20 protein-coding genes, 1 tRNA gene and 2 pseudogenes are annotated in these 23,092 nt (G+C 69.2%); 15 read left to right on the top strand and 8 right to left on the bottom strand.

Annotated elements, in window-relative coordinates:
- Nucleotides 1-34: 34 nt before the first annotated feature.
- Entirely contained in the window at nucleotides 35-1,255 is a 1,221-nt protein-coding gene (locus BLS99_RS21945; protein WP_143034906.1) for a hypothetical protein, read from the top strand.
- Between the two features lie 100 nt (nucleotides 1,256-1,355).
- Here BLS99_RS21945 and BLS99_RS21940 read toward each other — a convergent pair whose 3' ends face one another.
- The 4 genes from BLS99_RS21940 to BLS99_RS21925 form a co-directional block, all read right to left on the bottom strand.
- The gene (locus BLS99_RS21940; RefSeq protein ID WP_091053875.1) at nucleotides 1,356-1,802 is read right to left on the bottom strand and encodes an NUDIX hydrolase; all 447 of its coding nucleotides are present in this window, start codon (nucleotides 1,800-1,802) and stop codon (nucleotides 1,356-1,358) included.
- Complete coding sequence (locus tag BLS99_RS21935; protein WP_091053874.1) at nucleotides 1,795-3,066, bottom strand: DegT/DnrJ/EryC1/StrS family aminotransferase; 1,272 nt, start codon at nucleotides 3,064-3,066, stop codon at nucleotides 1,795-1,797. Before BLS99_RS21935 ends, BLS99_RS21940 begins: the two co-directional genes overlap by 8 nt.
- Nucleotides 3,063-4,055 carry a Gfo/Idh/MocA family protein gene (locus BLS99_RS21930; RefSeq protein ID WP_091053873.1) on the bottom strand — a complete coding sequence of 331 codons (993 nt, stop codon included), beginning with the start codon at nucleotides 4,053-4,055 and terminating at the stop codon, nucleotides 3,063-3,065. The genes BLS99_RS21935 and BLS99_RS21930 overlap by 4 nt, the downstream gene beginning before the upstream one ends.
- Nucleotides 4,056-4,339: 284 nt before the next feature.
- The gene (locus BLS99_RS21925; protein ID WP_143034905.1) at nucleotides 4,340-4,654 is read right to left on the bottom strand and encodes a hypothetical protein; all 315 of its coding nucleotides are present in this window, start codon (nucleotides 4,652-4,654) and stop codon (nucleotides 4,340-4,342) included.
- 141 nt (nucleotides 4,655-4,795) lie between these two features.
- Between BLS99_RS21925 and BLS99_RS21920 the strand changes: the two genes are divergently transcribed.
- Nucleotides 4,796-6,193 (top strand): helix-turn-helix domain-containing protein, encoded by a 1,398-nt coding sequence (locus BLS99_RS21920; protein WP_143034904.1) that lies wholly within the window; start codon nucleotides 4,796-4,798, stop codon nucleotides 6,191-6,193.
- Complete coding sequence (locus tag BLS99_RS21915; RefSeq protein ID WP_245712369.1) at nucleotides 6,129-7,199, top strand: NAD-dependent epimerase/dehydratase family protein; 1,071 nt, start codon at nucleotides 6,129-6,131, stop codon at nucleotides 7,197-7,199. The genes BLS99_RS21920 and BLS99_RS21915 overlap by 65 nt, the downstream gene beginning before the upstream one ends.
- A gap of 5 nt (nucleotides 7,200-7,204) precedes the next feature.
- Here BLS99_RS21915 and BLS99_RS25830 read toward each other — a convergent pair whose 3' ends face one another.
- Nucleotides 7,205-7,585: a hypothetical protein gene (locus BLS99_RS25830; RefSeq protein ID WP_143034903.1), complete on the bottom strand. Its 381-nt coding sequence runs from the start codon at nucleotides 7,583-7,585 to the stop codon at nucleotides 7,205-7,207.
- Nucleotides 7,586-7,942: 357 nt separating this feature from the next.
- Here BLS99_RS25830 and BLS99_RS21910 point away from each other — a divergent pair, with 357 nt between their 5' ends.
- The 4 genes and pseudogenes from BLS99_RS21910 to BLS99_RS27820 form a co-directional block, all read left to right on the top strand.
- Nucleotides 7,943-10,408, top strand: coding sequence for a type IV secretory system conjugative DNA transfer family protein (locus BLS99_RS21910; protein WP_143034902.1), 2,466 nt, complete (start codon nucleotides 7,943-7,945; stop codon nucleotides 10,406-10,408).
- Entirely contained in the window at nucleotides 10,408-11,208 is an 801-nt protein-coding gene (locus BLS99_RS21905) for a replication-relaxation family protein (RefSeq protein ID WP_091053868.1), read from the top strand. The genes BLS99_RS21910 and BLS99_RS21905 overlap by 1 nt, the downstream gene beginning before the upstream one ends.
- Nucleotides 11,209-11,367: 159 nt before the next feature.
- A complete protein-coding gene (locus BLS99_RS27160; RefSeq protein WP_245712368.1) occupies nucleotides 11,368-11,526 on the top strand; it encodes a hypothetical protein in 159 nt (52 codons plus the stop codon).
- A pseudogene (locus BLS99_RS27820) lies at nucleotides 11,516-12,535 on the top strand (recombinase family protein); the annotation flags it as partial. The gene BLS99_RS27160 and the pseudogene BLS99_RS27820, both read left to right, overlap by 11 nt.
- 607 nt (nucleotides 12,536-13,142) lie before the next feature.
- On the opposite strand, the gene BLS99_RS21890 reads toward BLS99_RS27820, so the two are convergent.
- Both BLS99_RS21890 and BLS99_RS21885 read right to left on the bottom strand, forming a co-directional pair.
- Nucleotides 13,143-13,218, bottom strand: a tRNA-Ala gene (locus tag BLS99_RS21890).
- Between the two features lie 102 nt (nucleotides 13,219-13,320).
- On the bottom strand, nucleotides 13,321-14,820 hold the full coding sequence (locus tag BLS99_RS21885; RefSeq protein ID WP_218126785.1) for an aldehyde dehydrogenase family protein: 1,500 nt from the start codon (nucleotides 14,818-14,820) through the stop codon (nucleotides 13,321-13,323).
- A 214-nt stretch (nucleotides 14,821-15,034) separates the two neighbouring features.
- Between BLS99_RS21885 and BLS99_RS21880 the strand changes: the two genes are divergently transcribed.
- The 8 genes and pseudogenes from BLS99_RS21880 to BLS99_RS21845 all read left to right on the top strand — a co-directional run bounded on the left by BLS99_RS21880 (nucleotide 15,035) and on the right by BLS99_RS21845 (nucleotide 21,544).
- Nucleotides 15,035-15,850, top strand: coding sequence for a CoA transferase subunit A (locus BLS99_RS21880; protein ID WP_091053865.1), 816 nt, complete (start codon nucleotides 15,035-15,037; stop codon nucleotides 15,848-15,850).
- Between the two features lie 155 nt (nucleotides 15,851-16,005).
- The gene (locus tag BLS99_RS21875) at nucleotides 16,006-16,725 is read left to right on the top strand and encodes a CoA-transferase subunit beta (protein ID WP_245712367.1); all 720 of its coding nucleotides are present in this window, start codon (nucleotides 16,006-16,008) and stop codon (nucleotides 16,723-16,725) included.
- A 46-nt stretch (nucleotides 16,726-16,771) separates the two neighbouring features.
- Nucleotides 16,772-17,491, top strand: a complete 720-nt coding sequence (gene pcaH / locus BLS99_RS21870; protein WP_091053863.1) for a protocatechuate 3,4-dioxygenase subunit beta — start codon at nucleotides 16,772-16,774, stop codon at nucleotides 17,489-17,491.
- A gap of 212 nt (nucleotides 17,492-17,703) precedes the next feature.
- Nucleotides 17,704-18,198, top strand: a pseudogene (gene pcaG, locus BLS99_RS21865) (protocatechuate 3,4-dioxygenase subunit alpha); the annotation flags it as partial.
- A 129-nt stretch (nucleotides 18,199-18,327) separates the two neighbouring features.
- Entirely contained in the window at nucleotides 18,328-19,404 is a 1,077-nt protein-coding gene (locus BLS99_RS21860; RefSeq protein WP_176953478.1) for a lyase family protein, read from the top strand.
- A complete protein-coding gene (locus BLS99_RS21855) occupies nucleotides 19,401-20,264 on the top strand; it encodes an alpha/beta fold hydrolase (RefSeq protein ID WP_091053860.1) in 864 nt (287 codons plus the stop codon). The genes BLS99_RS21860 and BLS99_RS21855 overlap by 4 nt, the downstream gene beginning before the upstream one ends.
- Complete coding sequence (gene pcaC / locus BLS99_RS21850) at nucleotides 20,251-20,700, top strand: 4-carboxymuconolactone decarboxylase (protein WP_091053859.1); 450 nt, start codon at nucleotides 20,251-20,253, stop codon at nucleotides 20,698-20,700. Before BLS99_RS21855 ends, pcaC begins: the two co-directional genes overlap by 14 nt.
- A gap of 34 nt (nucleotides 20,701-20,734) precedes the next feature.
- On the top strand, nucleotides 20,735-21,544 hold the full coding sequence (locus BLS99_RS21845) for an IclR family transcriptional regulator domain-containing protein (protein WP_091053858.1): 810 nt from the start codon (nucleotides 20,735-20,737) through the stop codon (nucleotides 21,542-21,544).
- 44 nt (nucleotides 21,545-21,588) lie between these two features.
- Here the strand turns inward: BLS99_RS21845 and BLS99_RS21840 are convergent, their stop codons facing one another.
- Nucleotides 21,589-22,761 (bottom strand): thiolase family protein, encoded by a 1,173-nt coding sequence (locus BLS99_RS21840; protein WP_091053857.1) that lies wholly within the window; start codon nucleotides 22,759-22,761, stop codon nucleotides 21,589-21,591.
- Nucleotides 22,762-23,092 lie beyond the last annotated feature (331 nt).

Below are 23,092 nucleotides of genomic sequence, written 5' to 3'. Positions count from 1 at the left end.
GAGCTTGTCGGACCGGCGGTGCACCATGAAAGGTATGACAGCCACGCCCTTTTTCTCGGCCGACCGGTTCCAATACTGGGCGATCGACTTCGTACGCAACGAGTTCGAAGTGGTCACAGTCGACGGGCAGCGCCATACCGAGGCGCTGCCGCCGCCAACACTGCGCGACAATCAGGTTGCACGCTCGGTCTTCGACTGGGAGCGGTGGTGGGTGTGGAACACCACGGTGCGCGGCGACCTGTTCGCCTCAGAGGCATACAGCCCGATGAACACCGACAAGGGACGACCGGCCGTCTACCTCGACCAGAACCACTGGAGCACACTCGCATGGGCCAGAGTCGACCCTTCCAAGGTCAAGAACCAGGACGAGCTCGCTGCGGCGCAGCGGATCATTGCGCTCGCCGCTGACGCCGGCATCGTCTTGCCGCTCTCCTCGGCGCACCTGACGGAGACTGGCCCGCTGTACGGGGACCGCCGCTACCAGGTGGGACTGATGATGGCCTCAATGTCGGCCGGATGGCAGCTCCGGTCGCCGCTGAAGGTCTGGGGCAACGAACTTGCCGCCATGCTCGCTGGGTACGAGCACCTCCCGGTCCCGCCTTCGACGAAGATGCCGGTGGTCACCCTCGAACCCCTGGCGTGGTCCTCGGGCGGCCCGCACGCGCACGAGATCGACAATGACTTGGAGTTGTTTCAACTCGTCCTGACCGAGCCGTCGGTCATCCTGTCGACGCTGATTGATACGACCCCGTTGCAGCGAAGCGAAGCGTCCGCGTGGGTGGAACGCAACCGGCAGATCACCGAGCTCTTCGCCGCCGAGGATCTCACCGAGGCCGAGCGGAGGCGGCGGACGACGGGGCTGTTCTGGTGCGAGAACATCCAGGAGCTGGAACGCGCCGCTGCCATTGTCGGTGTCGATGCGAGCCGGTTTGCCCAAGACGCTGATGCACTGGTTCACCAGCTCAAGACGATGCCGTATCTCTCGATCCTGTCGACGCTGTTCCAGTACCGGCACCTCGACCGCAATGCGCGCTGGAAGAGCGGTGACTTCTTCGACATGCTGTACCTGTCGTGTGCGGCGGCCTACTGCGACTACGTCGCCGCTGAGACGTACACCGGGACGCAGATCCAGCAGATCCTGCGCCAGCAGGGGAAAAGAGTGAACACGTTCGTATCGCTCACCGATCTGGTCGCGGCCCTCGATCGTGACGGCGTCATGACGGCAAGCGAGCGAGCGGCGCGCGGAGACCACTGAGCCCCCTCCGGCCCCTGCGCCGAGCACGATGTGCGTTCGGGATCGGCCCGGTTCTCTCCTCAAATCCGCCGGCAGGGCGACCAGGTAGAAGATATCGACTTCAGGAGGCCCAACTCGCATACCCGCGGAGGATGAGCTTGACGGCGTCAGAGACAGGGAGGTTGTCTGAGATGGTCAACCACTGGTGCTTGTCGTGTTCTGTGAGCTTGATGGGCTCGACTGCGGTTGTAGTGATGGCGAAGTTGAATTGACGGGTTGGTTTGCCGCTGCCGCTGGTGTAGTCGAAGTGGCCGAGGTAGGTGGTGATCTCGGTGAGGTCGAGGCCGGTTTCTTCTTTGACTTCGCGGGCGAGGGCGGTGTCGAGGCGTTCGCCGGGGTCGACTTTGCCGCTGGGGAGTTCCCAGAGGCCGCCCATGAAGTCGTCGGCGGGGCGTTTGAGTAGGAGGACTCGGTCTTCTTCGTCGGTGATGACGGCGCCGACAACGAGCTGGATGATGCCGTCTTCTGCAGCTTGGGCGGTGAGCTTGTCGATGAGTTGGTCATCCATGCTGGGCTCCTGTCTCAATGAGGTCGGTGTGGTGGGCGCTGACTTTGCGGAAGGCTTCGAGGTAGGCGTCGGCGGTGTGCTGGTCGTCCACGCGGTGCCAGACGGGGAGCTTGATGGTGTCCGCGTGGAACGCTTCGGCTCTGGGGAACTGTCCTGGAGCATAGGCGAAGCGGCGGGAGAGGGTCGGGAACAGCGGGCCGGGTTCTTGGAAGAGCGGGAGCAGGTTCAGCGGGCAGGTTGAGCCGGGGCGGTCGGCTTCGAGGGCGCCTTCGGCCTGGAGGGCTTCGAAGTAGTGGTCGAGGGTGAGCCCGTTGAGCTGGTCGGGACGGTAGCGGAGGATCAGGCCGTACCAGGAGGAGCGGTCGCCCTCGGCGGGAGCGATCGGTTCGATGCCGGGGATGTCGCTGAGCTGGTCGCGGAGGTAGGTGGCGGTCTCGTCGCGGCCGGCGAGGTAGGTGTCCAGGTTGCCGAGTTGCTCAAGGCCCATCGCGGCGGCGAGCGGGTGGATGCGGTGCTTGAGGCCCATACCGGTGACCGCGTAGCGGTAGAGGTCGTCGGTCTTGGGGATCTCGTTGCGGCAGCGCTTGTTGTACTGACCGTGGAGGAGCGCGCGGTGGTGGATCTCGGAGTCGTCGGTGAGGAGGAACCCGCCTTCGCCTGCAGAGAGGGGCTTGGGGCCGTTCATACTGAAGGCCGCGGCGTCGCCGAACGACCCGATCTTGCGGCCAGCGGCGGTGGCGCCGTGAGCGTGGGAGCCGTCCTCGAAGAGGCGGAGGCCGTGGAGGTCGGCGATGCGGCGCAGCTCGATGACGTCGGCTGGTGCGCCCCACATGTGGGTGACGGCGATGGCTCTGGTGCGGTGGGTGATCCGGGTGAGTACGTCGGCCGGGTCGAGGTTGCCGCGTTCGTCGCACTCTGCCAGGACCGGCGTCGCGCCGACGTGCAGGAGTGGCGTGACGGTGGCGAAGAACGTGTAGGCCGGGACGATGACCTCCATGCCGGGGCCGATCCCGGCGGCGGCGTACATCGAGTAGAGCGCCGCCGTCCCTGAGCTGGTGAGGAGCGCATAGCGGACGCCGAAGTATGTGGCGAGGGCGTCTTCGAGGTCGGCGATGACGCCGGAGCGGTCGTAGATCGAGACGGCGGTGTCGAGTTGGTCGGCCACGGCTTTTCGGGTGGCGTCGGTGATCGGCGGCCAGGTGAAGTGCGGGCCGGGCCGATCGATCGCGGATGTGCCGCCGAGGAGGGCGAGCGGGGAAGTCACAGGAGCTCCTTCGGGTTGATGGCGGTGCGATGGCGGACGGACTCGTAGCAAGCGGTGATGAAGGCCAGGTGCGCGAGGTGCTCGGCTGGGCCGCTCGGGTTGGTTCTGGTGCCGTCGAGGACGCGGGCGAAGTGGTCGATCTGGGCGGTCGCCGCGGCCGGCCAGGACTGCTCGCGGGTGAGGGATTCGATGACGTCGCCGTGGTTGTCGAGGCGGCGGATGCGGCCGCGTTCGAGGGCGACGATGCCTTTGGAGCCAACGAGGCGGATCTGCTCGCTCTTGGGGCCGATGAATCGGGACAGGAGCGCGGAGCCGTAGAGGCCGGAGTCGTACGCGAAGTGGACGAGGGCGGTGTCCTCGGCGTCGTAGGCGCGGTCGGGCCGGGCGGAGGCCGAGGTGTCGGCGATGATCCGGTCGGGGAGGCCGAAGTACCAGAGGATCATGTCGACGAGGTGGTAGCCCATGTCGATGACGCAGCCGCCACCGGCTTGGGCGATGCGACCGCGCCAGCCTTCGGAGGGGTCCTCGATGTGCAGCGTGTACTGGGCGTCGATGACGATCGGAGTGCCGATCTGGTCGGCGAGTTGGATGAAGCTGGAGTAGATCGGATTGAAGCGCCGCTGCAGGGTGACCATCAGCTTGATCCCGGCTCCGTCGCAGATCGCGGCGAGTTCGCGGGCCTCGCCGAGGCTGGTCGCGAACGGCTTCTCCTTGAGCACGTTCACGCCGTGCTCGGCGGCGCACTCGACGACATCACGGCCGACATGATGCGGTACGCAGACGACGACCAGGTCGAGGGCTTCGGAGGCGAACATCTCGCGGTAGTCGGTGTAGCCCTTGACGTGCAGTTCGTATTGCAGCTCGTGGATCACATCGGGGTTGTCGTCGCAGATCGCGATGAGTTCGACGGCGTCCGAGGCGGCCAGGCCGGGAAGGTGGTCTTCCCTGGCCTGCGCGCCAAGGCCGACGACCGCGGCTCTGAGTGTCATCAGGTCAGTCCTCTCGGGGGTCGAGTGACGGAGTTGGTGAGGGTGGGCCGCCGCGCCCACCATGCGCGGCGGCCCAGGGGGCGGCGCCGCCGAATCGGCGGTGCCTGGGGAGGCGGGTCAGCAGTCTTCGGTGGGACTCGGGTTGTCGCCCTTGGAAGCTCGTTCGGCTTCTCGTCGGCGGGCGCGCTGGAGGTACCACTCCAGTGGTCGGCGTGGTGCGGATGGCGGAGGCTCGATGTCCCATTCGGGGTGCTTGCCGAGGAGGAGCGCCAATCCGTGACCGGTCATCGCCGACGCTCGGTGTAGACGTGTGCAGCTCGAACCCGCTGGGCGTTGAGCCATGTCTTCGGGCGGCCGAGGTCTCCCGACCAGTTGACCTCGAAGCGGTCGTTGGCGTCTGAGACCTCACCGGACGTCCGGTCATCCTCGGAGAACAGGAGGATGTACCCGTCACCGAGCTGGGGGTCGACGTAGACCTCGACGTTCACATGGTCGTCGGTCGCCCAGAATCGGCAGAAGGTCATCCGGTCCGGTACTCGCGGAACTGAGGTCGAGGCGTCTGTTGCCTTGCCTTCGTGAAGGCCGGTCTCACCGTTCATCTCAAGTCCCGTTCCGTTGGAGTTCCGGCACAAGCTGTCACATGTGTAGCCTGGAGCAGGACATCAACGTGTTCAAGCACTTGAAACGGACAAGCCAACCCGTCCAATTGCTGGTCCGATTCGGACCGGATCGGAGGCGAAGTGCCGAAGCCACTCAAAGCTCAGGACCCCGGTCGGAGTGTGGATGCATGGGTCGGCGCTGAGCTGCGACATCGCCGGATGCAAGCTGGCCTGAACCAAGCGGAACTCGCAGATTTCGCCAAGGTCGACTCCTCGCTCATCAGCAAGCTGGAGCTGGGGGTTCGCGGGCTGCAGACCGACACTGCCCGCCGCCTTGACCAGGTTCTCCGCACGGAAGGCTTCTTTCAGCGAGTACTCCCGCTCGTCGAACGGAAAAAGGACAAGCGCACTCGGCCATCGGACAACCTCTCTGAAACAGCCTCCGACACAGGCGGAACACTCCTTCCCGAGGGCATGCTTGAGTCTCGTGTTTCCGGCGATTTCAGGGAGGGCAATGTGCATCGACGTGATCTGCTGGTCGCAGCGGTCGGCTTGACCGGTCTCGCCGCGCAGGTGGCACAGTCTCTGGAGCAGCGACTCGACTTCTTCGCGCTGGACGTCGATGACGGGGCATTGCAGCAGGTCGAACAGGCCGTCAAAGCGCTCGCCCGCAGCAACCGGCCAGCTGAAGAGACGCTTCAGTCGGCTCAGCAGGTGGCGGATCGCGTTGCAGTTCTGGCCGATCGAACTCGCCGTCCTTCGAAACTCGTTGCTGCGCATCGGTCTGCTGGACAACTACATGCGCTCATGGCTTCCTCGGCATTCGACCTCGGGGAATGGGACGCCTGCGACCAGATCAGCGTCGCGGCTCGCACCTACGCCTCGCTCGGTGAGGACGACTCGCTCCAAGCCTGGGTGCTGGGCCTCCAAGCATCGGCCGCGAACTGGCGATCCGATCCTGATGCGGCGCTGGTCTTCCTGGAGGAGGCGTCGGCGCTGGCGCCGAAGGGCGAACCCGCACTTCGTGTTCGGGCGATCATGGCACGCTCGTTCGCCCTCCTTGACGATGTCGACGCGCTTCGCAGTGTTCTGCAAGTCATCGAGGCGGAGGCCGGCCCGAACTCAGAGGATCGGCTCGGCGCACAGATCGGCGGCGAGTTCTCCTTCGGCACCGCGCGAGCGGCAGCGTGCCTGGCGACGGCGTGCCTCGACTCCGGCCTGGGCGCTGAAAGCGAGCGTTGGGCGACACGGGCGTTGGAGGCCATGGACGCCACTCCGTTCTCCAACCGCAGCGTCTCGCAGGTCGCCGGTGCCCGGATCGACCTGGCAGCCGCTCAACTGCTCTCAGGTCGTGCGAGTGAGGCGGTGGCGCTCCTCGAATCGGTCATGAAGACCTCGCTCGTCGGCAACGCCTCGATCGCGGGTCGTCTGCGGCGGGTCCGCGGCATGCTTGCCCATCAGCGGTATCAACGGGATGATCGAGTCCGCACGGTCATCGACGTCATCGATGGCAGCACCGGCATCGACCAGAAGAGGTGACGATTTGAGGCTGCTCGTCCTCGGAGGAACACAGTTCGTCGGGCGCGCGGTGGTCGCTGAGGCGCTCGCGCACGGCTGGGACGTGACCACCTTCAACCGGGGCCGGTCGGGCCGCGACCTGGCCGGTGTCACGGCGATCAGGGGCGACCGGTGGGACCGGTCCGACCTTGAGCTCCTGGCTGAGGCCGAGCCTTGGGACGCGGTCGTGGACTCCTCGGGGTACGTGCCGCGGAATGTCCTCGAAGTCGCGGAGGTCCTCGAACCGTCGGCGCGACGGTTTCTGTTCGTCTCGACGCTGTCGGTCTACGAGGGCTGGCCGGTGCAGCCGCTGACCGAGGATTCGCCGACCCTGCCGTGCCCGCCGGACGCCGATGAGACGTTCGGGACCAACACCGAGAACGGCCCAACGCAGTACGGCTACCAGAAGTCCGGCTGCGAAGCCGCGGTCCTCCAGGTGTTCGGGGCACAGCGAAGCGCGCTGCTGCGGGCGGGGGTCGTGCTCGGCCCGCACGAGTACGTCGGCCGGCTCCCCTGGTGGCTGGAGCGGATCGCGCGCGGGGGCCGCGTGCTCGCCCCCGGCGATCCCCAGCGGTCTATCCAGCCGATCGACGTCCGGGACATCGCCAGTTTCGCTATCAGCGCCGTCGAGAACGGCGTTGTGGGGGCGTTCAACCTCACCGGATCGGGCGAGGAGACGTTCGGGGACTTCCTCGACGCCTGCGTCAAGGCGACCGGCGCCGCGCCCGAGCTGATCTGGACTCCCGACGAGGTGCTGCTGGAGCATGGCGTCCGGCAGTGGTCGGAGCTGCCGCTCTGGCGAGTTGCCCCAGGGACCTGGGACGTCGACTCCGCGAAGGCGAGGGCCGCCGGCCTCGTGAACCGGCCGATCGCGGAGACCGTCCGAGACACGTGGGAGTGGCTGCGCGGCGTGCAGCTCGACGAGAACGAGCGGTCGGCAGAGATCGGCATATCCCCGCAGAAGGAACAGCGCATACTCGACCGCTGACCGGACTACCGGTGAAGCGACGTCCGGACGAGGATCGCCGGGTCGGGCCAGACCGTGGGCACCTCGTCGGACACGTAGCCGAGTTCCAGGCTGCTGAGATAGCCGTCGTCGGTGAAAAGCACGAGGTTGTGCGTGCCGTCGTCGTAGGAGCCGAGGACCACCGGACTCGCCAGTGACGGCGCCGGGCCAACAAGGGGGTGGTCCACTTCGAGGCCGACCGAGGGACACCCGCACTCGCAGCCGCCGACCACCCTCGCGAACGGAATCTGCGCCCGAAGTGCCGAGCACACCGGATCGTCTCCTGCGAGGAACACTTGCAGGGTTCTGACGACTTCTGAAGAAAGCGGTTGGCCGCTGGCGTAGTCGGCCCGATCACCTGTCGGCATTGCGGCGTTCTTCCTTTCAGCGCTTCTGGGCAGGGACCCCCATGTATACCCCCGGCGGTGCGGGGTTGTGAGGGTCTGCGCCACCCTCACAGACCCTCACGAACTCCGCTTGTGAGGGTCATTTTCCCTGGTAGCAGCCTACCAATCTTCAAATTCCCTCATACAGGCCGTGTGAGGTCGGTGCGGGTCCGGTGCGGGTTCCGTGCCGGGTTGTGAGGGTCCGGTGCGGGTCTGTGAGGGTCGAGCAACCCTCACAACCCCGCACGGCCGGGGGTCTATGAGTGGTCGGCGAAAAGGAGTCGGCCAGGTCGTTGGAGCGAGGGCTCTCGGCGACAAGGCATCGGGGAGGTGCTTCTCATGGAACCGATAGATCTGATCCTCGAAGTCGGGCGGTCCCCAATTGCGGGGCGGTTCGGCACAGCGTTGATTGTGGCGCTCGCAGCGCTACTCGCGATCGTGCTGGGCCGCCGAATCCTGCGAACCTGGATGTACCGGCGATGGAGCGTGAGCGCGTCGTACGTGGCCATCGCGGCTCCGCCGGAGGTCGACGTGAAGAGTGCGGCTGCCGCTTGGAAGACGCTCGGCAGATACGAAACCGGGAGATGGTCCCGCCTGCTGTTCGGGCAGGCCCACCTCGTCTGGCAGTACCGCTTCCGCGGCTCTGGGCTCGAAGTCGGAATCTTGGTACCTGGCTGTCTGAACGCGGCGCAAATCGCCGGGGCGCTCAAGGCCGCCTGGCCTGGTGCGACCACACGAATCCTGCCCGTAGAGCCGTCGCTCGACGCGGAGCGCTTCTCCGCGGGAGGGCAAGTGCGCTGGGCGCCTGTCATCGCGCCCGTCCAACCTGACGCACCGCTGGATCCGCTCCGCACCCTGCTCGAAGCCGGGCCGACCCCGAGCGAGGACGTGACCGCGGTGGTCCAGGTGATCGCGCAGCCCGCGAGCCGCCGTCAGATCCGCCGACTACGAAGGTCCGCTGCCGGACCGAACGCGGCGCCGACGTTCGGACAGGAGCTATGGAGCTTCGTCCGCCCCACTCCGCCGAGGTCGAACGAGCCGGAGCTGGTCTGGGAGCGGGAGCAACGGCAGGCGCTCCTGAAACGGCTAGGCGAGCAGTGCTGGAACGTGTCGGTGCGTTGGGCCGTCGACGGCCCCGAGGGGCGAAAGGACCGCACGAAGCAGCACGCCGGCTCGATCGCCGCCGCGGTGATGTCGATGCTCGACTACGGGCACCGGCGAGGCCACTTGGCGAAGCCCGCAGCCGTCTGCAACAAGTGGCGGCCGGGTCGGACCACGATCCTCAACACCGGCGAGCTCGCCCACCTCGCACACCTGCCGACGGACCTGATCGTTCCGGCGATGGAGCGAGCGGGAGCCCGCGCGATTCATCCAGTCCGCGGAGTGCCCTCTGGCGGGCGCAGTACGAAGGTGCTCGGCCGCTCGGCCGAGAGCGGGCGCAAGGTCGCGCTGAGGACGGTCGATGCCCGGAGCCATCTCCACGTGATCGGCAGGACGGGCACCGGGAAGTCGACGCTCTTGCAGCATCTGGCGCTGGCCGATATCCGGAACCGTCGTGGACTCGTCCTGGTCGACCCGAAGGGCGACCTTGTGGACGACCTCCTAGATCGGCTCGATCCCGCGGAGGTGGCCGGGCGGCTGTACCTGATCGATCCGAGGCAGGAGCGCAATCCCGGCCTGGCTCCGCTGGCGGGAGAGGACCGCTACCTGGTCGTCGACCAGCTCGTGGGGATCTGCCGGAGCATCTGGCATCAGTTCTGGGGTCCGCGAGCGGATGACGTCCTGCGGTTCTCGCTGCTGACGCTCTGGGAGCTCGGGGAGCCGTTCACGCACTTGCCGAATCTGCTCTCGCTGCCGAACTTCCGCGCCAGCGCCATCCGGCGGCTGCCCGAGAACGCGGGATCCGTGCTCAAGCTCGCAGACACCGATATCAGCGGGCTCCGCGGGTTCTGGGGCTGGTTCGAGCAGCATTCGCTGCAACAGCAGGCCGTGATCGCCGGACCGGTCCTGTCGAGAGCCAGAGCGCTGTTGTCGCGGCCGTTCGTGCGGGATCTCATCGGCAATCCGGTCGCACCCGTCGACCTGGGAGACGTCCTGTCGAACGGCGGCATCGTGCTCGCCCGGCTGTCCAAGGGCGAGTTGACCGATGGCACGTCCCAACTGCTCGGGTCGATCCTTGTCACCAAGGTCTGGCACGCGGCTACCGCCCGCGCCGGCCTGCCTCAGGAGCTGCGACCAGACGCAACGCTGATGCTGGACGAGGCGCACAACTTCCTCAACATGCCCGGCAGCGTCGACGACATGCTCGCCGAAGCCCGCGGGCTCCGCCTGTCGATGACGCTCGCGCACCAGTACTTGGCCCAGCTCCCGAAGGAGCTGCAATTCGCGGTCTCCTCGTCGGCGCGGACGAAGGTGTACTTCTCGGTGAGCCCGGAGGACGCGAAGCAACTCGTCCGGCACGTCGGTCCGCATGTGAGCGAGCACGACCTGTCGTGGCTCGCCGACTACACGGCCGCTTGCCGCCTTCAGGCCGACGGTCGTGCGCTACCGGCGTTCACGCTCGAGACCGAGCCGCCCGCACCGATCGTCGGTAAGGCGGATCAGATCCGCGCTGAGGCGGTAGAGCACCTGCGCTCGATCAGTGCGGGAAATTCGGGAGCCGTGCTGCGACTGCCGAGTGACTCCTCCGGAATCAGTGCGCGATCCACTAGGCGGGTCAAGCGTCAATGGCCCGCACCGAGAGGCGCACAGAGACCGGACCAGTCACAGCCCTGGTCACGGCCGGATTCTGAGGAGGCGGCCTGATGCCCCGACTCGAATACCCGCGAACGGCATCCATAGATGGAGTGCTGCGCAGGCTCACTCCAAGGGACTTCGAGCTGATCCGTCTGCTCGGCAGGCACTCCATGTTCACTCTCGAACAGATCACCGCATTGCTCTTCACCTCCGACCGGTCCGCCCGCAGACGGTTGGAAGTGCTGCGTGCGATGGACGTCGTAGCTCGCTTCCGTACTTGCGTGAGGCCCGGCAGCCAGGCGTACCGCTACACGCTCGGTCACCGCGGCGCGTACCTGTACGCCGCAGCGGAGGGACTGCAATCGCCCCGGCGTCCAGCTTGGGAACGCCGGATGGCGGAACTCGCGACGTCATCGCGATCCGAGCACCTGCTCGGGGTCAACGGGTTCTTCGCCCGGCTCACGGCGGCGTGCCGCCGCGACGGAACGCTCGAGCTTGCCGAATGGCTGAGTGAGAGCGAGACCGCGAAGCTGACCGGAGGGCTGGTCCGTCCAGACGCCTCAGGAATCCTGCACGGGACAGCCGGAGCCGTCGAAGTCTGGTTCGAGTACGACACCGGGACGGAGACCACCGAACGGGTGGCCCTCAAACTCGATCGCTATCAGGAGCACCTGAGCGGCTGGCCAAGGACCGTCCTGTTCGAGCTGCCCAGTGCCGCCCGGGAGGAGCACCTTCACTCAGCTTGGCGAACTGTAGGGCAACGGTTTCCTGTCGCAACGACCGTCGCAGGCCGCGCTGCTGATCCGACGGCTCAAGTTTGGCGGGTTCCGAACCAGCCCGTGCTCTGGCGGCTGGATGAGTTGCCATGACGAGCGCCGTCCCGGCTATGGGCAGCCGATCCGATTGCGAGCCTTTTAAAGCCGTCGAAGCACAGGCTCGTATCGTCCACGAGTTTGAGCTACGGTCGTCGAAAGCCGCTCCTACCAGCAAAAACACGCAGGTAGACGTCACTGGGGCGGTGAACCCGAATGGCTAGAAAACAGGTTCGGGTCACCGTCACCGGTCAGCCCAGGAAGCGGATCGATGCCCGCCAGATCGCGCAGATCCTGCTGGAGCACGCCGCCGAAAGGAAGGACAGCGGTTCGTCCGACAACGACAGGAAGGACCAGGACGCCGATGAACGCTGAACCCGTTGATGGGGCGAAATCCGGCGGTAGGGCAGTCGTCTACCTCCGGGTTTCCTCCCAGGGCCAGGTCGACACCGACTACGACCCGGAGGGGAACTCGATCCCTGCCCAACGCAAAGCCTGTGAGCGCAAGGCGCAGGAGCTGGGCTTCGAGATCGTGGAGGAGTACGTCGATCCCGGTCGCTCAGGCATGGAGGTGAAGAACCGGCCCGCGTTCCAGGAGATGATGGCGCGCATTCGGAACCAGAAGGACATCGACTGTGTGATCGTCTACGCCCGCTCGCGCATCCACCGGAACGCGACCGACGCGGGTCTGACCCGCCGCGAACTCAAGCAGCTCGGCGTATCGCTCGTCTCCGTGCGCGACTTCACCGACGACTCCGAGGTCGGCGACATGGTTGGGACGATCCTCGACGCGGTCAACGAGTACCAGTCCCGCGCCTCCGGTGCCGACATCGCTTACAAGATGGAGGCGAAGGCCAAGCGCGGCGGCACTCCGGGACGGGCGAAGCTCGGCTATATCAACATGATCGAGGAGGTCGACGGCCGCAATATCCGCACGGTCAAGACCGATCCGGAACGGCGGTCCTTCATCCCGCTCATCTTCGAGATGTTCGCAACCGGCGAGTACTCGACACCGCAACTCCGCGATGCGGTCACCAGGCTCGGTCTGCGCTCACGTCCGACCAAGCAGCACCCGGCCGGGCGGCCGATCTCGAACCACAAGATCGACCAGGTCCTGCGCGATCGCTACTACCTCGGGCACGTCACGTACAAGGGCCGCGAGTACCCCGGACGCCATGTCGCCCTCGTCAGCCAGGTGGTCTTCGATCGAGTCCAGGCGCTCCTGGAGACTCGCACCGGAGCCGGGACCCGCCAGCGCGTGTACGACCATCCGCTCAAGTCCGGGCTGAGCTGCGGGCGCTGCGGCGGCCGGATCTATCTTGATCGCGGCAAGAACCAGCGCGGCGTCGTGTACTTCTACTTCATCTGCCTCGGCATCCGCGATCGCTCCTGCGATCTCCCTCGTCTTCGCGCCGAGCAGGTGGATGTGGCTGTCGCCGACCACTTCACGACACTGCAACTCGGCAAGTCGTTCATCACCGCCACAAGGTCCGCGATCGAGGCCGGCATGAAGGACGCGGCCAAGCTCGGCCAGCAGATGCGGCGCAAGCTCCGCAAGGAGCGCGCCCGGATCGCGGAGCAGCGGAGTCAGCTCCTCGATCTCGTCGGGAACTGGCCGCAAGACCTCCTCGACGCCAAGATGAGCGACCTCAGCGATCAGCTCGTCCGGATCGACGGCGAACTCGAAAGCACCGACTCGGCCCCGGTGATCGAGGCGGGGAAGGCCGTGAACACCCTGCTCGAACTCCTGGACGACCCCAGAGGGCTCTACCGCAGCCTGACCGACAAGGGCAAGCGCCGCTTCGTACAAGCCTGCTTCGCCAAGCTCTACGTCAACGCCGACGAGCACACCGAAGCCCCGTTCATCGAACGCGACGAGCTCAGGCCGCCGTTCACGCCGCTGCTCGGCGGGTACGAAAAACGCCAGCGGAGGGAATCTCCGCTGGCGTCTACCAGCTCTTCAAAGGCCACCTGTTCGAATGGTGACCCGCTGGTGGAGCTTAGGGGATTCGAACCCCTGACCTTTTCCATGCCATGGAAACGCGCTACCAACTGCGCCAAAGCCCCTTGATTGGCGTTCCAGAGGTCGTAGACCTTGGAACCGGCACTAGTTTACACAGTGTTCGGGGGCGGGCCCAGGGTGGGGCGCGAGACCGGGGTCACGTGGTTCTACCAGGGGTAGGGGCCGGGTCGGGACTGCATGGTGATCCAGCGGGTCTCGGTGAACGCCTCGATGTTCGCGGGGCGGCCGCCGAAGCGGGTGCCGGTGCCGGAGGCGCGGACGCCGCCGAAGGGGGCGTGAGCTTCGTCGCTCACGGTCTGGTCGTTGATGTGGACGATGCCGGTGGGGATGCGCTCGGCGAGGTCCCACGCGCGCATGACGTCCCTCGTGATGATGCCGAGGGAGAGCCCGTACTCGGAGTCGGCCGCGATGGCCGCGGCTTCGTCGAGGGTCTTGAACGGGCGGACCGGGGCGACCGGGCCGAAGACCTCCTCGCGCCAGGCGGGGGTCGAGTCGGCGAGGCCGGTGAGGACCGTCGGGCGGTAGAAGAGGTCCTCGTAGCTGCCGCCGGTGGTGACGGTGCCGCCGGCGTTGACGAGGGCGTGGATCTTCTCGCGCTGGGGCTCGTCGATGACCGGGCCGAGGTCGACCTTGCCGGTGAAGGGGTCGCCGACGGTCATGGCCTCGGCCTTCGCGGTGAGGGCTTCGAGGAAGGCGGTGTGGAGCGACTCGTGAACGAGGTGGCGCCCGGCGGTCATGCAGATCTGGCCCTGGTGGAAGAAGGACCCGAAGGCGGCGGCGCTCGCGGCCTGGTCGACGTCGGCGTCGTCGAGGACGAGGAGGGCGGAGTTGCCGCCGAGTTCGAGGTGGACGCGCTTGAGGAGCCGCCCGCCCGATTCGGCGACGGCGCGCCCGGCCTTCGTGGAGCCGGTGAAGGAGATGACGCGGATGTTCGGGTCGGCGACGATCGCCGCGCCGACGTCGGGGCCGCCGGGGACGAGGTGGAGCAGGCCCGGCGGGAGGCCGGCCTCCTCGAAGACCCGGGCCATGACGACGCCGCCGGAGACCGCGGTGCGCGGGTCGGGTTTGAGGACGACCGCGTTGCCGAGGGCCAGGGCCGCGGCGACGGAGCGGATGCCGAGGATCAGCGGGGCGTTGAACGGGGCGATGACGCCGACGACGCCGGCCGGGACGCGGCGGGCCACGGAGAGCCGGGGCGACTCGGAGGGGATGAGCTCGCCGATCGGGGAGGAGGCGAGTGCGGCGGCCTCGTGGCATTCCGCCGCGGCCACATGGGTTTCGAAGCCGGCCTTCATCGGGACGGCGCCGGATTCGCGGGTCAGCCACTCGTGGATCTCGGCGGCGTGGGCCTCGAAGAGCGCGCCGGCGCGGCGGAGGACCGCGGCGCGGGCGTGGAACGGCGCTGCGGCCCAGGCGGGTTGGGCGGCGGCTGCGGCGCGGCCGGCGGCCGCGATGTCGGCGGGGACCGCGACCGCCGCGTGGGCGAGGGTCGCGCCGGTGGCGGGCTCGACCACGGCGCGGACCGTCCCGGTCGGGTGCCAGGCGCCGTCGAAGCGGGCGGAGTCCCAGATCGCAGGGTCGAGAAGTGCAAGGCCGAGAAGTGCAGGGTCAAGGAGTGCTGCGGGGGAGGGCATTTCGGTGGACATCGTCGTCGCTCCTGTCGGCGTGGGGAGGGCGTGCGGTGTGGCCGAGAGGGTACCGGGTGTTCGTCTTGCGGATTCATGTTCGTCATGTGAACGCAAGCATCGTATCGAGATCGGGCATTCCAGGCAAGGTTCGCCCGATCGCGGCCGTTGGAAAACGATCGATGTTCGTGTATGCTTCATCCGTTCGCATACCGAACTCCCCTGGAGGTAGCGCATGGCGCGGCTGGCCGCCCTCCCCGAAGCCCTCGCAGCGGCCGTCCGGGACGGCGACGCCGTCGCCATGGAGGGCTTCACCCACCTCATCCCCCACGCGGCGGCGCACGAGCTGATCCGGCAGGGGCGGCGCGACCTCACCCTGATCCGCATGACCCCGGACGTCATCTACGACCAGCTCATCGGCGCCGGCTGCGCCGCGAGACTCGTCTTCTCCTGGGGCGGCAACCCCGGCGTGGGGTCCCTCCACCGGCTCCGCGACGCCGTCGAGCACGATTGGCCCCGCGACCTCGCGATCGAGGAGCATTCGCACGCGGGCATGGTGAACCGGTACGTCGCCGGCGCCTCCGGGCTGCCGTTCGCGGTGCTGCGCGGCTACGCCGGCACTGACCTGGAGGGCGTCACCGACTCGATCGCGCCCATCACCTGCCCTTTCACCGGCGAACGCCTCACCGCGGTCTCGGCCCTCAACCCCGATGCGGCCGTGATCCACGCGCAGCGCGCCGACCGCGAGGGCAACGTCCAGCTCTGGGGGATCGTCGGCGCCCAGAAGGAGGCGGTGCTCGCCGCCGCCCGCTCGGTGGTCACCGTCGAGGAGATCGTGGACGAGCTCGCACCCGTGCCCGGCGCGATCCTCCTGCCGCACTGGGCGGTCGACTGGGTCTGCGAGGTCCCCGGTGGCGCCGCGCCCTCCTACGCGGCCGGGTACACCGACCGCGACAACGACTTCTACCGGCGCTGGGACGCGATCAGCCGCGACCGCGAGACGTTCCGGAGCTGGATCGACGCGAACGTGCTGGGGGTGCAGGCGAAGTGAGCGGAACTGGGGACGGGGAGCGAGTCGGACCGCAGGCAGGGATGAAAGGGTCGAACTCGCACGGGCCGGACCGGCCGCGCTCGGATGGGTCCTGGTCGGATGAGCCCAGGCTGGACGCCCCGGAGCGGGCCGAACCGGCGCCCAGCGCCGAGGACATGATGACCGTCGCGGCGTCCCGCGCGCTGGCCGGGCGGCGGACCTGCTTCGTCGGGATCGGCCTGCCTTCCCTGGCCGCCAACCTGGCCCGGGCCACCTGCGCGCCCGGGATCGTCCTCATCTACGAGTCCGGGACCATCGGCTCCAAACCCGACCGGCCCCCGCTCTCGATCGGGGACGGCTCGCTCGCCGAGACCGCCGATACCGTCGTCTCCAGCGCCGAGATCTTCAACTACTGGCTCCAGCCGGGACGCATCGACGTCGGCTTCCTCGGTGCGGCCCAACTCGACCGGTTCGCGAACCTGAACACCACCGTCATCGGCGACTACCGCCGCCCGAAGGTCCGCCTGCCCGGCGCCGGCGGCGCCCCCGAGATCGCCGCTTCCTGCAAGGAGACGATCGTGGTCGTGCGGCACACGCCGCGGATCTTCGTCGACCGGCTCGACTTCACCACCTCCGTCGGCCACGGCGACGGCCCCGGAGCGCGTGAACGGCTCGGCCTGCGCGGCGCCGGCCCAGTCAGGATCATCACCGATCTCGGTGTGCTCGAACCCGATCCGGGCACCCGGGAACTGGTGCTCGTGAACGTGCACCCGGGAGCCCGGGTCGAGGACGCGGTCGCCCGCACCGGATGGCCGCTCCGGGTCGCACCCGACCTGGCGGCCACCGAACCGCCGACCGCGGCCGAACTCGACGCTTTGCGCGCCTTGACCTCTTGACGCACCACGACCCACCGGGGGCCCGCCCCTCGTAAGGAGCGACGACATGGCGAACCCCCTGCGCCGCGACGGCCTCGGCGTCCACCCCGACCGCGACTTCCCCGCCTACCGGTCCACCGCGCTGCGCCACCCGAAGCGGCCGCTGATCCCGCTGCACGACCCCGAGACCGAGCTCTCGGCGCCGTTCCTCGGCACCGGCCCGATCGGCCCCGTGGACGCGGACCTGACCGCGCAGCACGACGGGGCGCCGCTGGGGGAGCGGATCGTCGTCACGGGGCAGGTGCGGGACGGGAACGGCACGCCGCTGGCCGGCCAGCTCGTGGAGGTGTGGCAGGCGAACGCCGCGGGCCGGTACGCGCAGGCCGAGGACGTCCACGACGCCCCGCTGGACCCGAACTTCACCGGGGTCGGCCGCTGCCTCACCGACGAGGACGGGCGGTACCGGTTCGTCACCGTCAAGCCCGGCCCGTACCCGTGGCGCAACCACGACAAGGCATGGCGGCCCGCGCACCTGCACTTCTCGCTCTTCGGCACCGCGTTCGCCTCGCGCCTCATCACGCAGATGTACTTCCCTGGCGACCCGCTCTTCCCCTACGACCCGGTCATGCGGTCGGTGACCGACGCGGCCGCGCGCGAGCGCATGGTCGCCGCGTTCGACCTCGACGCCACGGTCGACCAGTGGGCCACCGGCTACCGCTGGGACATCGTCCTGCGCGGCCCGGCCCGGACGGTCTTCGAGACCGACCTCCCCGAGGAGGTCCGATGACCGACCGGACCAACGACGCGGGCCAGGCGGACCGGGCCGACCAGGCCGAACACGCCGATCAGGTTGACCGGACCGACCGAGCTGACCGGGCGGACCACTCCGGCGAGGCCCGGGACCGGACCACCGGCCAGGCCGAACGCTCCGGAAGCGCCCGCGATCGGACCGCCGACCAGGCCGTCCAGGAGCCGGACGCGACCGCGGAGCAGGCCCTCACGCCCGCCCAGACCGTCGGGCCCTTCTACGGTTTCGCGCTCCCCTACGCGGGCGGGCCGGTCGTGGTCGAGGGCGGTGACCTGCGCGTCCACGGGACCGTCTTCGACGGCGCGGGCGATCCCGTCCCGGACGCGCTGGTCGAGGTCCTGCAAGCGGACGCAGAGGGCCGGCTTGGCGGCGGCCCGCACGGCGGCCTGTTCGGGCGCTGCTCGACCGCGCCCGAGGGGCGCTTCGCGTTCACGACCGTCTTGCCCGGCGAGGCCGGGGACGGCTGCGCGCCGCATCTGGCGGTCATCGTCCACGCCCGCGGCCTGCTGCTCCACCTCCATACGCGCCTCTACTTCCCCGACCACGCCCGCAACGTCTCCGATCCCGTGCTCGCGAAGGTCCCGGACGAGCGGCGGCACACGCTCATCGCCGTCCCCGACGAGGACGGATTCCGCTTCGACATCCGCCTCCAGGGCGAGCATGAGACGGTGTTCTTCGATGTGTGAATCGTCCACCGCGATCGATTCGGCCGCGTCGTCGTTGGCGGCGTCGACATCGGTGCCAGTCGTGGTGGCCGCGGCGACCGCGTCAGGCCGTCCGACGCCCGGGCGAGCACCGATGAGGGGAGGGGCCCGGTGACCGAGATCTTCGACGCGGTGTTCGCACGCGGCCGGGCCGCCGAGGCGGTCTCGGGGCCGGCCTGGCTCGCGGCGCTGCTCCGTACCGAGGCGGCGCTGGCCCAGGCGTCGGCCGACATCGGGGCCGTCAGCCGCGAAGCCGCCGACGCCGTGACCGCCGCCGCGGTCCCCGACGACTTCGACCTCGCCGCGGTCGCCGCCTCCGCGGCCGCGATCGGCAACCCCGTCGCGGGCGTGGTCGACCGCCTCCGCGAACTCGTCCCCGAACCCCACCACGCGGCGATCCACCCCACCGCCACCAGCCAGGACATGCTCGACACGGCGATGATGCTCGTCGCGCGGGACGCCGTCACGGCGATCGCCGACGACCTCGACGCCTGCGACGCCGCACTCGCGGACAAGCTCGTGGACGAGACCTGGGAGGACGAGCCCCGCATGTGGGGCCGCACCCTCCTCCAGCACGCCGAACCGATCACGTACGCGAACCTCAACGGGATGTGGGCCGCCCTCATCAAGGAGGCCAGAGACGGGCTCGGGCGCCTCGAATTCAGCGTCTCCCTGTCCGGCCCGGTCGGCGTCCGGGGAGGCAAGCCCGTCGTCGAGAGCGTCGACCTGCGCGCGCACTTCCACCGCCGCCTCGGCCTCGACGGGAACCCGTCCGCGTGGCACACCCGACGCGGCCGCGTGGTCCGCATCGGCGCGGCGGCCGCGGAGGCCGCCGGGGCCTGCGCCAAGGTCGCGGTCGACGTGATCCTGCTGAGTCAGAACGAGATCGGCGAGATCCGGGAGGGCCGGCCCGGCGGGTCGACCTCGATGCCGCACAAGCGCAACCCGGTGGCCGCGACCTGCGCCCGCGCGTGCGCGGCCCGCACTCCGGGACTCGTCGCGACGCTGTACGCCGCGATGCCGCAGGAACTCCAGCGCTCACCCGGACTGTGGCACAGCGAGTGGGAGACCCTCTCGGACCTGCTGCGGCTCACCGGGTCCGCAGCGGCCTGGCTGCGCGAATGCCTGGAGGGCCTGGAGATCGACACCGCGGCCATGGCACGGAATCTCAAGGAGGCCGCCGGATGATCCCCCACTACGCCGTCGACGGCGACGGACCGCCGCTCCTGCTCCTCAACTCCCTCGGCACCACCCTCGACATGTGGCGACCGCAGATCACGCCGCTCGGGGCCCGGTTCTGCCTGGTGCGCTTCGATGCCCGCGGGCACGGGGGTACGCCGTTCGCGAGTGGCGGCGACAGCGGTCGTGCACGTCGCGGCGGCGACGGCCACGGCCACGCCGGTGGCGACTCCACCGGTGACGACGCGACCGACGACCGCGGACCCGGCCGCCTGACCATCGACGACCTCGCAGGCGACGCGATCGACCTGCTCGACCACCTCGGGATCGAGCGCGCCCACGTCGCGGGCGTCTCGCTCGGCGGCGCGGTCGCGATGCGGCTGGCCGTGACGCGTCCCGAGCGCGTCGACCGGCTCGTGCTCGTGTCGACCGCCGCGAAGCTCGGCACCCCGGAAGGCTGGCGCGAACGCGCCGACATCGTGCGCGCCAACGGCACCGCCGCCATCAGCGAAGCCGCGATGGGCCGCTGGTTCTCCCCCGCCTTCATCAGCGGCCATCCCGACACGGTCGCCGAGTTCCGGCGGCGCTTCGACGCCTGCGACGACGACGGCTACGCCGCCTGCTGCGAGGCACTGGGCGCCATGGACCAGCGCGACGACGTCCACCGCATCACCGCGCCCGCGCTCATCGTCGGCGGGACCGCCGACGAGGTCACGACCCCCGCCGACGCCGCGTTCCTCGACGAGCGCATCCCCGACTCCCGCATGCTCCTCGCCGAAGGCGCCAAGCACCTCCCCACCGCCGAACGACCCGACCGGTGCAACCGACTGCTCACCGAGTTCCTGGAGGAAGACCATGACGACGACTGACGGAGACGCCGTGCGCCGCAACGTGCTCGGCGACGACCACGTGGACCGCTCGAACGCCGCCCGCACCGACTTCGACCGCGACTTCGGCGAGTTCCTCACCGAGTACGCCTGGGGCGGCGTCTGGTCCAGGCCCGGCCTCGACACGCGCACGCGCCGCCTGCTCACCATCGGCGTGCTGTGCACGCTCGGCAGCGACGACGAGCTCGCGATGCACGTCCGCGCCGCCCTCGACGACGGCGTCGGCGCCGACGAGATCAAGGAGGTCCTCCTCCACGCCGCCGTCTACGCCGGCCTGCCGCGGGCGAACCGCGCCTTCCGCGTCGCGGGCGCGGTGGTCGCCGGACACGGCCCCGCCGACGCCGGACTGGACGAGATCGGCCTCGCCGACCTCCCCGAGCGCGACCCCGACGGGCACGACATCGCCGAGCGCGGTTGAGCGTCCGCCCGCGGCGCACGGATAGGCTGAGCCCATGCAGGAGACCCCGGACAGTGACGAGGCGCCGACGAGCGCGCCGCGCAACTCCGACTACGTCCAGACCCTCGCGCGCGGGCTCGCCGTCATCCGCTCGTTCTCGGCCGAGCGGGAGGCGATGACCCTCAGCGAGGTCGCCAAGGAGACCGGGCTGACCCGCGCCACCGCGCGGCGGTTCCTCCTGACGCTCACTGAACTCGGGTACGTGCGCTTCGACGGCCGGTACTTCGCGCTCACGCCGCGCGTGCTGGAGCTCGGCTTCGCGTACCTGTCGAGCCTGTCGCTGCCGGAGATCGCGCAGCCGCACCTGGAGCGCCTGGTCGCCGAGGTGCAGGAGTCGGCCTCGGTCGCGGTGCTCGACGAGACCGACATCGTCTACGTCTCCCGGGTCGCGACGCAGCGGATCATGCGCGTCTCGATCAACATCGGCACCCGCTTCCCGGCCGTCAGCACCTCGATGGGCCGGGTCCTGCTGGCCGATCTGCCCGGCGACCTGCTGGACGAGGCGCTGGCCGCCACGGAGATGACCGCGTTCACCTCGCACACGATCACCGACGAGGCGAAGCTGCGCGAGGAGCTGGACCGGGTGCGCGCGCAGGGCTGGGCGTTCGTCGACCAGGAGCTGGAGGAGGGGCTGCGGTCGATCGCGGTCCCGATCCGCGACCAGTGGGGCAAGGCCGTTGCGGCCGTGAACGTCTCCTCGCACGCCAGCCGCACCGACCTCGACTCGGCGCGGCGCGACCTGCTGCCGCCGCTGCTGGTGGCGTCGGCGCGGATCCTCGCGGACATGGCGATCCAGTTCGGCTGACGTTCGGGGCCGGGCCTCCTGGCCGGTTCTCTGCTTCCAGGGCGTTAGGCCGCCTCGATGACGACCGCGATGCCCTGGCCGACACCGATGCACAAGGCCGCCAGACCGTAGCGCTTCCCTTCGCGCTTGAGCCGCCACGCGAGTGTGGCGAGGAGCCGCGCGCCGGAGCAGCCGAGCGGGTGGCCGACGGCGATCGCGCCGCCCTGCGGGTTCACGATCTCGGGGTCGAGGTCGGGCCAGGACGCGAGGCACGCGAGCGACTGCGCCGCATACGCCTCGTTCAGCTCCACGGAGTCGAGGTCACCCCAGCCGATCCCGGCGCGTTCGAGGGCGCGCTCGGCGGCGGCGACCGGGCCGATGCCGTACCGGTGCGGTTCGACCGCCGTGACCGCACGGGAGACGATGCGCGCCAGGGGGCTCCCGTGGACTTCGGCGGCCGATTCGCCGGCGAGGAGGAGCGCGGCGGCGCCGTCGCTCAAGGTGCTGGCGTTCCCGGCGGTGACGGTGCCGTCGGTGCGGAACGCGGTGCGCAGCTTCGCGAGGACCTCGGGCGTGGTCGCCGGGCGGATGGCCTCGTCGCGGTCGAGCTCGGGGAGGGGGAGGACTTCATCCGCGAACGCCCCGGACTCCCAGGCGGCGTGGGCGAGGCGGTGGCTGCGAGCGGCGAAGGCGTCCTGGGCCTCGCGGGTGATACCGAACTCGTCGGCGAGGATCTCGGCCCCCTCGCCGAGGCTCACGGTCCACCGGGAGTCCATGGCGGGGTTGACGAGTCGCCAGCCGAGAGCGGTGTCGGCGAGTTCGAGCCCGCCGCGCGGGAAGGGCTTCTCGGTTTTCGGCAGGACCCACGGGGCGCGGCTCATCGACTCGACGCCGCCGGCGACGACGAGGTCGGCGTCGCCGCACTCGATCGTGCGGGCCGCGGCGACGACGGCCTCGGCACCGGAGCCGCAGAGGCGGTTGACGGTGGTGCCGGGGATCGAGGTCGGGAGGCCCGCGAGGAGGACGGCCATGCGGGCGACGTTGCGGTTGTCTTCGCCCGCGCCGTTGGCGTTGCCGAGGACGACGTCGCCGATCGCGGCCGGGTCGAGGTCCGGCCGGCGGTCGATGAGGCCGCGGAGGGCCTTGGCGGCCAGGTCGTCGGGGCGGACCCCGGCGAGCGCGCCGCCGTGGCGGCCGATCGGGGTGCGGACGGCGTCGAGGATGAAGGCGGTGCTCACGGCGGCCCCAGGGGTTCGCGGAAGTGGTCCATTTTCATTGTGCGCATGATGAAACTGTGTGCTCATTGCGAACATTAGTGAACCGGAGGGGGCTTCGCAAGATGCGCTGAAGCTAAAGGTGGAGACCATCCCTAGCCCCCACCCACCCAGTAGGGGACCGTAGCGGCGATGCTTGCCGACGGGTACGACAGAAATCCGGTGGAAAACGGTCCCCAAGGCCGAAATTCACTGGATCGGGTGAAACGCGGGCATCAGACTCGCTGCGGGGAGCGGGGAGCGGGGAGCGGGGAGCGGGGAGCGGGGAGCGGGGAGCGGGGAGCGGGGAGCGGGG

Origin of the sequence: Glycomyces sambucus, from assembly GCF_900102815.1 — a bacterium.
Taxonomy (GTDB): Bacteria; Actinomycetota; Actinomycetes; order Mycobacteriales; family Micromonosporaceae; genus Glycomyces; species Glycomyces sambucus.
Note: the sequence above shows the minus strand (reverse complement) of the source record. Positions and strands in the feature narration are given on the sequence as shown.